This is a genomic window from Citrobacter sp. wls717, assembly GCF_005280955.1.
GTDB classification, from domain to species: Bacteria; Pseudomonadota; Gammaproteobacteria; order Enterobacterales; family Enterobacteriaceae; genus Citrobacter; species Citrobacter werkmanii.
Map to the genome: position 1 here is coordinate 145,323 of NZ_SZWW01000010.1, position 15,829 is coordinate 161,151.

Consider the following 15,829-nt stretch of genomic DNA (forward strand, 5'->3'; position numbering starts at 1 on the left):
CAGGTAACATGGCTGTTATAAGTTGATAACAAATTCTTTCTTTGAATGGCGAGAGTTTGGGGACCTTCAAAGTTTGGGCCGCTGACTGAGGTGATAATGTGCGGCTCGTAGCATGGTTACCCGCGCCACTTTTTTGATCGACACGTGAAAGGAACAACAAGATGGATGACCAGTTAAAACAAAGCGCCCTCGATTTCCACGAATTTCCAGTACCAGGTAAAATTCAGGTTTCTCCGACCAAGCCTCTTGCAACACAGCGCGATCTTGCTCTGGCCTACTCGCCAGGCGTTGCAGCGCCGTGTCTGGAAATTGAAAAGGACCCGCTGGCGGCCTACAAATACACCGCGCGCGGCAACCTGGTTGCGGTTATCTCCAACGGTACAGCGGTGCTGGGCCTTGGCAATATAGGCGCACTGGCTGGCAAACCGGTGATGGAAGGAAAAGGCGTTCTGTTTAAGAAATTCGCCGGGATTGACGTGTTCGACATCGAAGTGGATGAGCTTGATCCGGATAAATTTATCAATGTCGTGGCGGCCCTGGAGCCAACGTTTGGCGGCATCAACCTCGAAGACATCAAAGCGCCGGAATGCTTCTACATTGAGCAAAAACTGCGCGAGCGTATGAATATACCGGTATTCCATGATGATCAGCACGGCACGGCGATCATCAGCACCGCCGCAATTCTTAACGGTCTGCGGGTGGTAGAGAAAAATATCTCTGACGTACGCATGGTGGTGTCCGGCGCAGGTGCGGCGGCGATTGCCTGTATGAACCTGCTGGTGGCGCTGGGGATGCAGAAACACAATATTGTGGTCTGCGACTCCAAAGGCGTGATTTACAAAGACCGCGAACCGAACATGGCGGAAACCAAAGCGGCTTACGCGGTAGTGGATGACGGTAAACGTACGCTGGATGACGTGATTGACGGCGCAGACATTTTCCTCGGCTGCTCCGGTCCCAAAGTGCTGACCCAGGAAATGGTCAAGAAGATGGCGCGTGCGCCGATGATCCTGGCACTTGCCAACCCGGAACCGGAAATCCTGCCGCCGCTGGCAAAAGAGGTGCGCTCGGACGCTATCATTTGTACCGGTCGTTCCGACTATCCGAACCAGGTTAACAACGTTCTCTGCTTCCCGTTCATCTTCCGTGGCGCGCTGGACGTCGGCGCTACCGCCATCAACGAAGAGATGAAACTGGCCGCGGTACACGCCATTGCTGAGCTGGCGCACGCCGAGCAGAGCGAAGTGGTGGCCTCCGCCTATGGCGACCAGGACCTGAGCTTTGGCCCGGAATACATCATCCCTAAACCGTTCGACCCGCGTCTGATTGTTAAAATCGCCCCGGCGGTAGCAAAAGCGGCGATGGACTCCGGTGTGGCAACGCGTCCGATTGCTGACTTTGACGCTTATATCGATAAGCTGACCGAATTTGTCTACAAAACCAACCTGTTCATGAAGCCGATTTTCTCCCAGGCACGTAAAGCGCCGAAGCGTGTGGTGCTGACGGAAGGGGAAGAGGCGCGTGTGCTGCATGCGACTCAGGAGCTGATCACCTTAGGTCTGGCGAAGCCGATCCTGATTGGTCGTCCGAGTGTGATCGAAATGCGTATCCAGAAACTGGGACTGCAGATCAAAGCCGGCGTCGATTTTGAAATCGTTAACAATGAGTCCGATCCGCGCTTTAAAGAGTACTGGAACGAGTACTACCAGATCATGAAGCGCCGTGGTATTACCCAGGAGCAGGCGCAGCGTGCGGTGATTGCCAACACTACGGTTATCGGCGCGATCATGGTGCAGCGCGGTGAAGCCGATGCGATGATCTGCGGTACGATTGGTGACTATCATGAGCACTTCAGCGTGGTGAAAGAGGTGTTTGGTCACCGTGATGGCGTGCATACAGCCGGGGCGATGAACGCACTGCTGCTGCCAAGCGGTAACACCTTTATCGCCGACACCTACGTCAACGATGACCCAACGCCGGAGCAACTGGCTGAAATCGCCGTGATGGCGGCAGAAACCGTGCGTCGCTTTGGTATCGAACCGAAGGTGGCATTACTGTCACATTCCAACTTTGGCTCATCAAATTGTCCGTCTGCCAGCAAAATGCGTGAAGCACTGGCGCTGATTAAGGCGCGTGCGCCAGAATTGATGATTGACGGTGAAATGCACGGTGATGCCGCGCTGGTGGAAAGTATCCGTAACGACCGTATGCCGGATAGCCCACTGAAAGGCTCAGCCAATATTCTGGTGATGCCGAATATGGAGGCTGCTCGTATTAGTTACAACTTACTACGTGTTTCCAGCTCCGAAGGCGTAACGGTCGGCCCAGTGTTGATGGGGGTAGCGAAACCGGTGCACGTATTAACGCAGATCGCCTCTGTTCGTCGTATCGTTAATATGGTGGCGCTGGCCGTTGTAGAAGCTCAAACACAGCCGCTGTAATTTCACTTTAATTATTTCTGGCGCGGGTCTCTCCCGCGCCTTTTTATTTTCCTTTTCTTAGTGATCCACTTCACCTTTTAAACCTGGTTGCCGAATTTTGTTATTTACTCTGACAAAAAATTGCCACGATGAGGGCAGTTTCAGCGGAGGCGGTGAGCAATGGAAAAAGAACGCATCATTCAGGAATTTGTGCCGGGGAAACAGGTCACGCTGGCGCATCTCATTGCGCACCCTGGCGAAGAACTGGCGAAAAAGATCGGTGTTCCCGAGGCGGGCGCCATCGGCATTATGACGCTGACGCCAGGCGAAACCGCGATGATTGCCGGTGACTTAGCCATGAAGGCGGCGGATGTACATATCGGCTTTCTCGATAGATTCAGCGGGGCACTGGTGATTTATGGCTCGGTAGGCGCGGTAGAAGAAGCGCTATTACAGACGGTGAGCGGTCTGGGTCGGTTATTAAATTTCACGTTGTGCAACCTGACAAAAAGTTAATCAGAGGCGGCGATGAAACGTATTGCGTTTGTCGGTACGGTGGGCGCGGGGAAAACAACGCTCTTTAATGCGCTACAGGGGAATTATTCCCTCGCCAGAAAAACACAGGCCGTTGAGTTTAATGAAAATGGCGATATCGATACGCCGGGAGAATATTTTAGCCATCCGCGCTGGTACCACGCCTTAATTACCACGCTGCAGGATGTCGATACGTTGATTTATATACACGCGGCAAATGATAAAGAAAGTCGCTTACCTGCCGGGCTGTTGGATATCGGCGCCAGTAAACGACAAATCGCCGTTATCAGCAAAACGGACATGCCGGATGCCGACGTCGCCGCAACGCGACAATTACTTCGCGGGATGGGGTTTCAGGAGCCGATTTTCGAGCTCAATAGCCATGACCCGCGCAGCGTGCAGCACCTGGTGGATTATCTGACTGAGCTCAGCCAAAAGGAGGAAAGGGCAGGTGAAAAAACTCATCACAGCTAACGATATTCGTGCGGCCCACGCACGCGGCGAACAGGAAATGTCGGTTGTTCTGCGCGCCAGCATCATCACCCCAGAGGCACGCGAAGTGGCGGAGCTGCTGGGCGTCACTATCCGTGAATGCGACGAATCCGCGCCAACTGCCGCCGCTGCTGCACCGGCTGCGGCGGATGATGGCAAAACGGAGAGCCAGCGCATTCGTGAAACCATCATTGCGCAATTGCCCGAAGGGCAATTTACCGAAAGCCTGGTCGCGCAGCTGATGGACAAAGTCATGAAGGAGAAACAGTCGCTGGAGCAGGGCGGAATGCAGCCGAGCTTTAAATCGGTCACCGGCAAAGGTGGTGTCAAAGTCATCGACGGTAGCAGCGTGAAGTTTGGGCGTTTTGACGGCGCGCAACCGCACTGCGTTGGCTTAACCGACCTGGTGACCGACCAGGACGGTAGCAGCATGGCCGCCGGGTTCATGCAGTGGGATAACGCCTTTTTCCCATGGACGCTGAACTACGACGAAATCGACATGATTCTGGAAGGCGAGCTGCACGTTCGTCACGAAGGCGAAACCATGATTGCTAAAGCCGGGGACGTCATGTTTATCCCGAAAGGCTCCAGCATTGAATTTGGTACGCCATCGACGGTGAAGTTTCTGTATGTGGCCTGGCCTGCGAACTGGCAGTCCTGCTAAGGCGGATGTATGAAGGATTTCATTACCGAAGCATGGCTCAGAGCGAATCATACGCTCAGCGAAGGGGCTGAAATTCATCTCCCCGCTGATGCTCGCCTGACGCCGTCTGCCCGGGAATTACTGGAAAGCCGACATCTGCGCATTAAGTTTATCGACGAGCAGGGCAGCCTGTTTATTGATGACGAAGAACAGCAGCCGCAGCCGGTGCATGGTTTAACCAGCAGCGCTACCCATCCCCAGGCCAGCTGCGAACTGTGTCATCAACCGGTGGCGAAGAAACCAGACACGCTGACGCATCTGACGGCAGACAAGATGGTAGCCAAAAGCGATCCGCGTCTGGGATTTCGCGCCGCGCTGGACAGCACTATCGCTCTGGCCGTGTGGTTGCAGATCGAGCTGGCGGAACCGTGGCAGCCATGGCTGGCGGATATTCGCTCACGTCTGGGCAATATTATGCGCGCCGATGCTATGGACGAGCCGCTGGCCGCACAAGCTATCGTCGGTTTGAGCGACGAAGATTTACACCGGCTTTCACATCATCCGCTGCGCTATCTGGATCACGATCATCTGGTGCCTGAGGCCAGCCACGGACGTGATTGCGCGTTGCTGAATCTGCTGCGTACCAAAGTCCGTGAAACGGAGACGGTGGCGGCGCAGGTCTTCATCACCCGCAGTTTTGACGTTATGCGACCGGACATCATGCAGGCGCTTAACCGCCTTTCCAGTACAGTCTACGTGATGATGATTCTGAGCGTGGCGAAGCATCCGCTGACGGTTAGCCAAATTCAACAGCGACTGGGGGAGAAGCCATGATCATTGAACGTGCTCGTCAACTCGCCCAACGCTCACCTGCCCGGGTGGTGTTCCCGGATGCGCTGGATGTCCGGGTGCTGAAAGCGGCGAATTATCTGCATCAGCACGGTCTGGCGCGCCCCATTCTCGTCGCCAGTCCATTTGCCTTGCGCCAGTTTGCTCTCAGCCATCGGGTGGCGATGGATGGTATCCAGGTTATCGATCCGCAAAGCAATCTGGCAATGCGCGAAGAGTTTGCGCTGCGCTGGCTGGCCCGCGCGGGAGATAAAACGCCAGCCGATGCGCTGGAAAAACTCAATGACCCATTAATGTTCGCCGCCGCAATGGTCAGCGCGGGAAAAGCGGATGTCTGTATTGCCGGCAATCTTTCGTCGACGGCAAACGTGCTGCGCGCCGGGTTACGCATTATTGGGCTACAGCCTGGCTGTAAAACGCTGTCGTCAATTTTCCTGATGCTGCCGCAGTATCTCGGACCGTCATTAGGATTTGCCGATTGCAGCGTCGTACCCCAGCCCACCGCCGCACAACTGGCGGATATTGCGATTGCCAGCGCGCAGACCTGGCAGGCAATTACGGGGGAAGAACCGCGCGTGGCCATGCTGTCGTTTTCAAGTAATGGCAGTGCCCGTCACCCCAACGTCGCTAACGTGCAGCAGGCCACGGAGATCGTTCGTGAACGTGCGCCGCAGCTTATGGTGGATGGCGAACTGCAATTTGATGCCGCCTTTGTTCCGGATGTCGCCGCGCAAAAAGCGCCTGCAAGTCCGTTAAAGGGCAATGCCAATGTGATGGTCTTCCCGTCGCTTGAAGCAGGCAATATTGGTTACAAAATCGCCCAGCGTTTGGGAGGTTATCGTGCAGTCGGGCCACTGATCCAGGGGCTTGCCGCACCGCTTCATGACCTCTCTCGCGGCTGTAGCGTACAGGAAATTATCGAACTGGCGTTGGTGGCAGCAGTGCCGCGCCAGACTGACGTGAGTCGTGAAAACGCCTCGCACACACTGGTTGTATAAGGTCCCGTTCTGGACCCCTTTGACTTAAGAGGAAAGCATAATGGAAGCATTAGGAATGATTGAAACCCGGGGCCTGGTTGCACTGATTGAGGCTTCTGACGCAATGGTTAAAGCGGCACGCGTGAAACTGGTTGGCGTGAAGCAGATCGGTGGCGGTCTGGTCACTGCCATGGTCCGTGGCGACGTAGCGGCATGCAAAGCCGCAACGGACGCAGGTGCTGCGGCTGCACAGCGTATTGGCGAGCTGGTTTCCGTACATGTGATCCCGCGTCCGCATGGCGATCTGGAAGAAGTATTCCCGATCAGCTTTAAAGGCGACAGCAACGACATGTAAGTCGTCCATGTGACGCCACAGACTGCATTGCTGGCGTCACCCTCTCTCCTTTTCACATTACCTTCTGCGGAGGGTAGGGGGAGGTTTTACCTGAAATATGCCACGGAGGCGCGTATGAAACTGGCAATCGTCACAGGACAAATTGTTTGTACCGTACGCCATCAGGGGCTCGCGCACGACAAGTTGCTGATGGTGGAAATGATTGATGCCCAGGGTAATCCCAACGGGCAATGTGCTGTTGCTATCGACAGCATCGGGGCGGGAACCGGAGAGTGGGTGCTGCTGGTCAGCGGAAGCTCAGCCCGTCAGGCGCACCGTAACGAATCATCACCTGTCGATCTGTGCGTGATTGGCATTGTCGATGAAGTGGTGGCAGGTGGTCAGGTGATCTTCCATAAATAAGGCAGAAAATCATGAATCAACAGGATATTGAACAGGTCGTGAAAGCGGTACTGCTGAAAATGAAAGACAGCAGCCAACCCGTCAGTGCCGTTCAAGAAATGGGCGTTTTTGCCTCCCTGGATGACGCAGTGGCGGCAGCAAAACTGGCCCAGCAAGGGCTGAAAAGCGTCGCCATGCGCCAACTGGCTATCGCGGCGCTACGTGAGGCGGGCGAAAAGCACGCCAGAGAATTAGCGGAGCTTGCCGTTACAGAAACCGGCATGGGACGCGTAGAAGATAAATTTGCCAAAAACGTGGCGCAGGCGCGCGGCACGCCGGGAGTGGAATGCCTGTCTCCACAGGTCCTGACCGGCGATAACGGCCTGACGCTGATTGAAAACGCACCGTGGGGCGTGGTGGCTTCGGTGACACCGTCCACCAACCCGGCCGCAACCGTTATTAACAACGCCATTAGCCTGATCGCCGCTGGCAACAGCGTGGTCTTCGCGCCGCATCCGGCGGCGAAAAAAGTTTCTCAGCGCGCAATCACCCTGCTTAACCAGGCGGTGGTCGCTGCAGGCGGTCCGGCAAACCTGCTGGTGACCGTTGCTAACCCGGACATCGAAACCGCCCAGCGGTTGTTCAAGTACCCAGGTATCGGCCTGCTGGTCGTCACCGGTGGCGAAGCCGTAGTAGATGCCGCGCGTAAACACACCAACAAACGTCTGATTGCCGCCGGTGCGGGTAACCCGCCGGTGGTGGTCGATGAAACGGCCGACCTGGCCCGCGCGGCGCAGTCGATCGTCAAGGGTGCTTCGTTTGACAACAACATCATCTGCGCCGACGAAAAAGTGCTGATTGTGGTCGACAGCGTCGCCGATGAGCTGATGCGTCTGATGGAAAGCCAGCATGCGGTGAAACTGACCGCGGCCCAGGCTGAACAGCTGCAACCAGTGCTGCTGAAAAATATCGATGAGCGCGGTAAAGGCACGGTCAGTCGTGACTGGGTAGGGCGCGATGCAGGAAAAATCGCAGCGGCGATTGGTCTGAACGTACCGGAGCAAACCCGGCTGTTATTCGTCGAAACCTCCGCGACGCATCCGTTTGCCGTCACCGAACTGATGATGCCGGTTCTACCGGTCGTGCGAGTCGCTAACGTCGATGACGCCATTGAACTGGCGGTCAGGCTTGAAGGCGGTTGTCACCATACGGCGGCGATGCACTCACGCAACATCGACAACATGAACCGCATGGCGAACGCCATTGATACCAGCATTTTCGTTAAGAACGGGCCGTGTATTGCCGGTCTGGGACTTGGCGGCGAAGGCTGGACCACGATGACCATTACCACGCCAACCGGGGAAGGGGTGACCAGCGCGCGTACGTTTGTGCGTCTGCGTCGCTGTGTGTTGGTGGACGCCTTCAGAATTGTATAAGGAGTAAAAGAGATGGCGCACGACGAACAACGTTGGCTGACACCCAGACTGCAAAAAGCAGCCACGCTATGCAACCAGACGCCTGCTGAGAGCGAATCACCGCTATGGCTGGGCGTTGATTTGGGGACGTGTGATGTGGTGTCGATGGTCGTCGACGGTGACGGGCAGCCGGTAGCGGTTTGCCTCGACTGGGCCGATGTCGTGCGCGATGGCATCGTCTGGGATTTCTTCGGCGCAGTAACCATTGTTCGTCGCCATCTCGATACGCTTGAGCAACAACTGGGTTGTCGATTTACCCATGCGGCAACCTCATTCCCACCGGGAACGGACCCACGTATCTCCATCAACGTGCTGGAGTCAGCCGGACTTGAAGTGAGTCATGTGCTCGACGAGCCGACCGCCGTGGCGGATCTGTTGCAGCTCGATAACGCTGGCGTGGTGGATATCGGTGGCGGCACCACCGGGATAGCCATTGTTAAGCAGGGCAAAGTGACGTATTCCGCCGATGAAGCGACCGGCGGGCACCACATTTCTCTGACGCTGGCCGGGAACCGCCGTATCCAACTGGAAGAAGCCGAACAGTACAAACGCAGCAACGGTCAGGAGATCTGGCCGGTGGTGAAGCCAGTCTACGAAAAAATGGCGGAAATCGTGGCTCACCATATTGCCGGGCAGGGTGTCACCGATTTATGGCTGGCTGGCGGTTCCTGCATGCAGCCGGGCGTGGGTGAGCTGTTCCGTAAGCGCTTTCCGGAACTGCAGGTGCATTTACCTCAGCACAGCCTGTTTATGACCCCGCTGGCGATTGCCAACAGCGGAAAAGAAAAAGCGGAAGGAATCTATGCAAGCTGAATTGCAGACCGCGCTCTTTCAGGCATTCGATACCCTGAATCTGCAACGCGTAAAAACGTTTAGCGTTCCACCGGTCACCCTTTGTGGGCTGGGAGCGCTCAGTACATGCGGACAGGAAGCACAAACGCGCGGACTGACGCACATGTTTGTCATGGTCGACAGCTTCCTGCATCAGGCGGGAATGACCGCCGCACTGGAACGCAGCCTGGCGATGAAAGGTGTGGCGATGACGCTGTGGCCGTGCCCGGTGGGCGAACCGTGCATTACGGATGTCTGCGCCGCGGTCGCGCAACTGCGTGAATCGAAGTGCGACGGCGTGGTGGCCTTTGGCGGAGGTTCCGTACTGGATGCCGCTAAGGCAGTGGCGTTGCTGGTGACTAATCCCACGCAGACCCTGGCTGACATGAGCGAGCACAGCGCGTTACGACCGCGTTTGCCGCTGATTGCCGTACCGACTACCGCCGGAACGGGGTCGGAAACCACTAATGTCACGGTGATTATCGACGCCGCGAGCGGACTTAAAAAAGTACTGGCGCATGCGTCTCTGATGCCGGACGTGGCGATTCTTGATGCAGCGCTAACGGAAGGTGTGCCCGCGCACGTCACGGCGATGACGGGTATTGATGCGCTGACGCATGCCGTTGAAGCGTACAGCGCCCTGAACGCGACGCCGTTTACCGACAGCCTGGCGATTGGTGCGATTGCGATGATCGGTAAATCGCTGCCGAAGGCCGTCGGCTATGGGCAGGATCTGGCGGCGCGGGAGAGTATGCTGCTGGCCTCCTGTATGGCCGGGATGGCGTTTTCCAGCGCCGGGCTGGGCCTGTGTCATGCGATGGCGCACCAGCCGGGCGCTACGCTGCACATCCCGCACGGACAGGCTAACGCCATGTTGCTGCCCACGGTAATGGGGTTCAACCGCATGGTGTGTCGCGAGCGTTTCAGCCATATCGGGCGGGCGTTAACCAACAAGAAGGCGGACGATCGCGATGCCATCAATGCCGTCAGCGAGCTGATTAGCGAAGTGGGCCAGACCAAACGGCTCTCTGACGTTGGGGCAAAGCCCGAGCATTACAGCGCATGGGCTGACGCCGCGCTGGAGGATATTTGTATTCGCAGTAACCCTCGTACCGCCACGCAGGCGCAGATTATCGACCTGTACGCGGTTGCCGGGTAATGCCTGTAGGCCGGATAAGGTGCTCGCACCGCCATCCGGCAATAACACGGCGTTAATGCCGGAGGCGACGGAAACGTCTTATCCGGCCTACAAATCACAAATGACAGGGAGTAGGGGCTATGGGAATTAACGAAATCATCATGTACATCATGATGTTCTTTATGCTGATTGCCGCCGTGGACAGGATCCTGTCGCAGTTCGGCGGTTCAGCGCGCTTCCTCGGTAAATTCGGTAAGAGTATTGAGGGATCGGGCGGTCAGTTTGAAGAAGGTTTTATGGCGATGGGCGCGTTGGGCCTGGCGATGGTCGGTATGACCGCACTGGCGCCGGTACTGGCGCATTTGCTCGGACCGGTGATTATTCCGCTGTACGAAATGCTGGGCGCGAACCCGTCGATGTTTGCCGGAACGCTGCTGGCGTGCGACATGGGCGGCTTCTTCCTGGCGAAAGAACTGGCGGGCGGCGACGTTGCGGCGTGGCTGTACTCTGGCCTGATCCTTGGGGCGATGATGGGGCCGACTCTGGTGTTCTCTATTCCGGTTGCGCTGGGGATTATTGAACCGTCTGACCGTCGTTATCTGGCGCTGGGCGTGCTGGCCGGTATCGTCACCATTCCGATTGGCTGTATCGCGGGGGGATTGGTCGCGATGTACTCCGGCGTCGAAATCAACGGGCAGCCGGTGGAGTTTACCTTCGCGCTGATCCTGATGAACATGATCCCGGTGATCATCGTTGCTGTGCTGGTGGCGCTGGGGCTGAAATTTATCCCGGAAAAAATGATCAACGGTTTCCAGATCTTCGCGAAATTTCTGGTGGCGCTGATCACCCTCGGTCTGGCTGCGGCAGTCATCAAATTCCTGCTTGGTTGGGAGCTGATCCCGGGTCTGGACCCTATCTTCATGGCGCCGGGCGACAAGCCGGGTGAAGTAATGCGCGCCATCGAAGTTATCGGTTCTATCTCCTGCGTGCTGCTGGGTGCGTACCCGATGGTGCTGCTGCTGACCCGCTGGTTTGAAAAGCCGCTGATGAGCGTCGGTAACCTGTTAAAAGTTAATAATATTGCGGCTGCTGGCATGGTGGCGACGCTGGCCAACAACATCCCAATGTTCGGCATGATGAAGAATATGGATACCCGCGGGAAAGTGATCAACTGCGCCTTTGCGGTCTCCGCGGCCTTCGCCTTGGGTGACCACTTAGGTTTCGCCGCCGCCAACATGAACGCCATGATCTTCCCGATGATTGTCGGCAAGCTGATTGGCGGCGTAACGGCGATTGGCGTGGCTATGCTGTTGGTACCGAAAGATGAAAACGTGCCAGCAGAAGTAGAAACCAACCCGGAGGCGCAATCGTGAACACTCGCCAGCTACTGAGCGTCGGTATTGATATCGGCACCACCACGACTCAGGTGATCTTCTCGCGCCTTGAGCTGGTTAACCGTGCGGCTGTGTCGCAGGTGCCGCGCTATGAATTCATCAAACGCGAAATTAGCTGGCAAAGCCCGGTGTTCTTTACCCCTGTTGATAAGCAGGGCGGGTTGAAAGAGGCCGAACTTAAGGCACTGATCCTTGCCCAGTATCAGGCGGCAGGCATCGCACCTGAGACCGTTGATTCCGGCGCGATCATCATCACCGGAGAAAGCGCCAAAACCCGTAACGCCCGCCCGGCGGTAATGACGCTCTCCCAGTCGCTGGGGGACTTCGTGGTTGCCAGCGCCGGTCCGCATCTGGAGTCGGTGATCGCCGGTCACGGCGCGGGGGCGCAAACGCTGTCTGAGCAGAAGTTGTGCCGTGTACTGAATATCGACATCGGTGGCGGGACGTCGAACTATGCGCTGTTCGACGCCGGAAAAGTCAGTGGTTCGGCCTGTCTGAACGTCGGCGGGCGACTGCTGGAAACCGACGGTCAGGGGCACGTGGTGCACGCGCATCAGCCGGGACAGATGATTGTTGATGACGTATTTGGTCCTGGCTTTGACGCCCGAACCCTCAATGCGGCGCAACTGGTTGCGGTGGCGCGGCGCATGGCGGCGCTGATTGTGGAGGTGATTGACGGCACGCTTTCACCGCTGGCGCAGGCGCTGATGCAAACCGGTCTGCTGCCTGCGGGCGTGAAGCCGGAAGTGATTACGTTGTCCGGCGGGGTAGGCGAGTGCTACCGCAACCAACCTGCCGATCCGTTCTGTTTTTCCGACATTGGACCGCTGCTCGCCACGGCGCTGCATGAACATCCGCGCCTGCGTGAGATGAACGTGCAGTTCCCGGCGCAAACCGTGCGCGCCACGGTGATTGGCGCCGGGGCGCATACGCTGTCGCTTTCGGGCAGCACCATCTGGCTGGAAGGCGTGGCGCTTCCGCTGCGCAATCTGCCGGTGGCGATTCCGGTTGATGAGGCTGATTTGGTGGCCGCCTGGCAACAGGCGTTAATGCAGCTCGATCTGGATCCGCAAACGGACGCCTACGTGCTGGCGTTGCCCGGTTCTCTGCCGGTGCGCTATGCCGCGCTGTTAACGGTAATTGATGCGCTGCTGGCTTTTGTCGCGCGCTATCCGAATCCGCATCCCCTGCTGGTGGTAGCCGAGCAGGATTTTGGTAAAGCCCTGGGCATGCTGTTACGCCCACAGTTACAGCAACACCCGCTGGCGGTCATCGATGAGGTGGTTGTCCGGGCGGGGGACTATATCGACATTGGTACGCCTCTTTTTGGCGGATCGGTTGTGCCGGTGACGGTGAAATCACTCGCATTTCCTTCCTGAGGGAACGACTTATGAAACTAAAGACCACATTGTTCGGCAATGTTTATCAGTTTAAGGATGTTAAAGAGGTGCTGGCTAAAGCCAACGAACTGCGTTCGGGGGATGTGCTGGCAGGGGTAGCTGCAACCAGTTCACAGGAACGCGTGGCGGCCAAGCAGGTATTGTCGGAAATGACGGTAGCGGATATCCGCAATAACCCGGTGATTTCCTATGAAGAGGACTGCGTGACGCGTCTGATTCAGGATGACGTCAATGAAACGGCCTATAACCGCATCAAAAACTGGAGTATCAGCGAGCTGCGCGAGTACGTGCTGAGCGATGAAACCTCCGTTGATGACATCGCGTTTACGCGCAAAGGGTTAACGTCGGAGGTGGTCGCTGCGGTAGCAAAAATCTGCTCCAACGCGGACCTGATCTACGGCGGCAAGAAAATGCCAGTGATCAAAAAGGCTAACACCACCATCGGTCTGCCGGGCACCTTTAGCTGCCGTTTGCAGCCGAACGACACCCGTGACGACGTGCAGAGTATTGCGGCGCAAATCTATGAAGGGCTGTCTTTCGGGGCGGGCGATGCGGTGATCGGCGTAAACCCGGTAACGGATGACGTGGAAAACTTAAGCCGCGTGCTCGATACCGTGTACGGCGTTATCGATAAATTCAATATTCCGACCCAGGGCTGCGTACTGGCGCACGTTACCACCCAGATTGAAGCGATTCGTCGCGGCGCGCCGGGTGGATTGATCTTCCAGAGTATCTGCGGCAGCGAGAAAGGTTTAAAAGAGTTCGGTGTTGAGCTGGCAATGCTCGACGAAGCGCGCGCCGTAGGCGCTGAATTCAACCGTATCGCCGGGGAAAACTGCCTGTACTTCGAAACCGGACAAGGGTCGGCGCTCTCCGCTGGCGCAAACTTTGGCGCCGATCAGGTAACAATGGAAGCGCGTAACTACGGGCTGGCGCGGCACTACGATCCGTTCCTGGTGAATACCGTCGTGGGCTTTATCGGGCCGGAGTATCTCTACAACGACCGTCAGATCATTCGCGCCGGTCTGGAAGATCACTTTATGGGCAAGCTGAGCGGCATCTCAATGGGCTGCGACTGCTGCTACACCAACCATGCTGATGCTGACCAGAACCTTAACGAAAACCTGATGATTCTGCTCGCCACCGCTGGCTGTAACTACATCATGGGCATGCCGCTCGGCGACGACATCATGCTCAACTATCAGACCACCGCATTCCACGATACCGCGACCGTCCGCCAGTTGCTGAACCTGCGCCCGTCGCCGGAATTTGAACGCTGGCTGGAAACCATGGGCATTATGGCAAACGGTCGCCTGACCAAACGGGCGGGCGATCCGTCACTGTTCTTTTGATGATGCGGGGATGAAACACGATGGATCAAAAACAGATTGAAGAAATTGTACGCAGCGTAATGGCGTCAATGGGGGAGTCTCAACCGCAGGCTCAAGAACCGTCAGCACCAGCAAAATGCAGCACCACGCAGTGCGCCGCGCCGACTGGTGAAAGTTGTGTGATGGACTTAGGTTCAGCCGAAGCCAAAGCGTGGATAGGCGTTGAGAATCCGCACCGCGCAGAGGTGTTGACTGAACTGCGGCGCAGTACCGCGGCGCGTGTATGTACCGGTCGCGCCGGTCCTCGTCCGCGTACCCAGGCGTTGCTGCGCTTCCTGGCCGACCACTCGCGTTCAAAAGATACGGTATTAAAAGAAGTGCCGGAAGAGTGGGTAAAAGCGCAGGGGCTGCTGGAAGTACGCTCGGAAATTAGCGACAAAAACCTGTATCTGACGCGCCCGGATCTTGGCCGTCGTCTGAGCGCGGAAGCCATTGATGCGCTGAAATCGCAGTGTGTGATGAACCCGGATGTGCAGGTGATTATCTCTGATGGCCTGTCTACCGACGCTATCACCGCCAACTACGAAGAGATTCTGCCGCCATTGTTGTCGGGCTTAAAACAGGCCGGACTGAAGGTTGGGACCCCGTTCTTCGTTCGCTATGGTCGCGTAAAAATCGAAGATCAGATCGGCGAGCTGCTGGGCGCGAAAGCGGTGATCCTGCTGGTGGGTGAACGTCCGGGCCTCGGTCAGTCGGAAAGTCTCTCCTGCTACGCCGTCTATTCGCCGCGCGTTGCGACGACCGTAGAAGCTGACCGTACCTGTATCTCGAACATTCACCAGGGCGGTACGCCACCGGTTGAAGCTGCGGCGGTAATTGTGGATTTGGCCAAGCGCATGCTGGAGCAAAAAGCTTCCGGCATCAATATGACCCGTTAAGGAGGCATCATGCCAGCATTAGATTTGATTAGACCTTCAGTCACCGCAATGCGCGTGATTGCCTCGGTAAATGACGGTTTTGCCCGCGAGCTTAAGTTACCGCCACATATCCGTAGCCTCGGACTCATCACAGCAGACTCTGATGACGTGGCGTATATTGCCGCAGACGAAGCGACAAAACAGGCGATGGTGGAAGTGGTTTATGGCCGCTCGCTGTATGCCGGGGCGGCGCATAGTCCCTCTCCAACCTCGGGCGAAGTATTGATTATGCTCGGTGGACCCAACCCGGCTGAAGTTCGCGCGGGTCTGGACGCGATGGTGGCCAACATTGAAAGCGGCGCAGCGTTCCAGTGGGCGAATGACGCAGAAGATACCGCTTTCCTGGCGCACGTGGTTTCGCGTACCGGTTCGTATCTTTCCGCGACGGCGGGATGCCGACTTGGCGATCCGATGGCGTATCTGGTGGCGCCGCCGCTGGAAGCAACATTTGGTATTGATGCGGCGCTGAAATCTGCCGATGTACAACTGGTGACCTACGTGCCGCCGCCGTCAGAAACCAACTATTCAGCAGCGTTTTTGACCGGTAGCCAGGCCGCTTGTAAAGCCGCATGTAACGCCTTTGCCGATGCCGTTCTGGATATTGCCCGTAATCCAATCCAGCGCGCGTAAGA

The 15,829-nt window shown here is 56.9% G+C and carries 16 protein-coding genes; all 16 read left to right on the top strand.

Translation table 11 applies throughout. The features are described from left to right. Positions 1 to 161 precede the first annotated feature (161 nt). Positions 162 to 2,441, top strand: coding sequence for an NADP-dependent oxaloacetate-decarboxylating malate dehydrogenase (gene maeB, locus FDX09_RS08580; RefSeq protein ID WP_038642540.1), 2,280 nt, complete (start codon positions 162 to 164; stop codon positions 2,439 to 2,441). A 159-nt stretch (positions 2,442 to 2,600) separates the two neighbouring features. Further along, positions 2,601 to 2,936: an ethanolamine utilization microcompartment protein EutS gene (gene eutS / locus FDX09_RS08585; protein ID WP_003037995.1), complete on the top strand. Its 336-nt coding sequence runs from the start codon at positions 2,601 to 2,603 to the stop codon at positions 2,934 to 2,936. A 12-nt stretch (positions 2,937 to 2,948) separates the two neighbouring features. Continuing rightward, positions 2,949 to 3,428: an ethanolamine utilization acetate kinase EutP gene (gene eutP, locus FDX09_RS08590; protein WP_003037998.1), complete on the top strand. Its 480-nt coding sequence runs from the start codon at positions 2,949 to 2,951 to the stop codon at positions 3,426 to 3,428. Further along, on the top strand, positions 3,406 to 4,110 hold the full coding sequence (eutQ, locus tag FDX09_RS08595) for an ethanolamine utilization acetate kinase EutQ (RefSeq protein WP_069324481.1): 705 nt from the start codon (positions 3,406 to 3,408) through the stop codon (positions 4,108 to 4,110). Before eutP ends, eutQ begins: the two co-directional genes overlap by 23 nt. A 9-nt stretch (positions 4,111 to 4,119) precedes the next feature. Then, positions 4,120 to 4,923, top strand: coding sequence for an ethanolamine utilization cob(I)yrinic acid a,c-diamide adenosyltransferase EutT (eutT, locus tag FDX09_RS08600; RefSeq protein ID WP_087856433.1), 804 nt, complete (start codon positions 4,120 to 4,122; stop codon positions 4,921 to 4,923). Then, entirely contained in the window at positions 4,920 to 5,936 is a 1,017-nt protein-coding gene (gene pta / locus FDX09_RS08605) for a phosphate acetyltransferase (RefSeq protein WP_038642535.1), read from the top strand. The genes eutT and pta overlap by 4 nt, the downstream gene beginning before the upstream one ends. A 40-nt stretch (positions 5,937 to 5,976) precedes the next feature. Further along, entirely contained in the window at positions 5,977 to 6,270 is a 294-nt protein-coding gene (eutM, locus tag FDX09_RS08610) for an ethanolamine utilization microcompartment protein EutM (RefSeq protein ID WP_003835054.1), read from the top strand. A gap of 114 nt (positions 6,271 to 6,384) precedes the next feature. Then, positions 6,385 to 6,672: an ethanolamine utilization microcompartment protein EutN gene (gene eutN / locus FDX09_RS08615; RefSeq protein WP_121529386.1), complete on the top strand. Its 288-nt coding sequence runs from the start codon at positions 6,385 to 6,387 to the stop codon at positions 6,670 to 6,672. An 11-nt stretch (positions 6,673 to 6,683) separates the two neighbouring features. After that, on the top strand, positions 6,684 to 8,087 hold the full coding sequence (locus FDX09_RS08620) for an aldehyde dehydrogenase family protein (protein ID WP_038642532.1): 1,404 nt from the start codon (positions 6,684 to 6,686) through the stop codon (positions 8,085 to 8,087). Positions 8,088 to 8,099: 12 nt separating this feature from the next. Then, positions 8,100 to 8,939 (top strand): ethanolamine utilization protein EutJ, encoded by an 840-nt coding sequence (gene eutJ / locus FDX09_RS08625; RefSeq protein ID WP_137347058.1) that lies wholly within the window; start codon positions 8,100 to 8,102, stop codon positions 8,937 to 8,939. Beyond that, positions 8,929 to 10,116, top strand: coding sequence for an ethanolamine utilization ethanol dehydrogenase EutG (gene eutG, locus FDX09_RS08630; protein ID WP_137347059.1), 1,188 nt, complete (start codon positions 8,929 to 8,931; stop codon positions 10,114 to 10,116). Before eutJ ends, eutG begins: the two co-directional genes overlap by 11 nt. A gap of 119 nt (positions 10,117 to 10,235) precedes the next feature. Next, entirely contained in the window at positions 10,236 to 11,468 is a 1,233-nt protein-coding gene (eutH, locus tag FDX09_RS08635; protein ID WP_038642526.1) for an ethanolamine utilization protein EutH, read from the top strand. After that, complete coding sequence (gene eutA / locus FDX09_RS08640) at positions 11,465 to 12,868, top strand: ethanolamine ammonia-lyase reactivating factor EutA (protein ID WP_038642524.1); 1,404 nt, start codon at positions 11,465 to 11,467, stop codon at positions 12,866 to 12,868. Before eutH ends, eutA begins: the two co-directional genes overlap by 4 nt. Positions 12,869 to 12,879: 11 nt before the next feature. Beyond that, complete coding sequence (eutB, locus tag FDX09_RS08645; RefSeq protein ID WP_003038029.1) at positions 12,880 to 14,241, top strand: ethanolamine ammonia-lyase subunit alpha; 1,362 nt, start codon at positions 12,880 to 12,882, stop codon at positions 14,239 to 14,241. A 20-nt stretch (positions 14,242 to 14,261) separates the two neighbouring features. Next, positions 14,262 to 15,158, top strand: a complete 897-nt coding sequence (gene eutC, locus FDX09_RS08650; RefSeq protein ID WP_137347060.1) for an ethanolamine ammonia-lyase subunit EutC — start codon at positions 14,262 to 14,264, stop codon at positions 15,156 to 15,158. 9 nt (positions 15,159 to 15,167) lie between these two features. Further along, the gene (gene eutL / locus FDX09_RS08655; protein WP_003838537.1) at positions 15,168 to 15,827 is read left to right on the top strand and encodes an ethanolamine utilization microcompartment protein EutL; all 660 of its coding nucleotides are present in this window, start codon (positions 15,168 to 15,170) and stop codon (positions 15,825 to 15,827) included. Positions 15,828 to 15,829 lie beyond the last annotated feature (2 nt).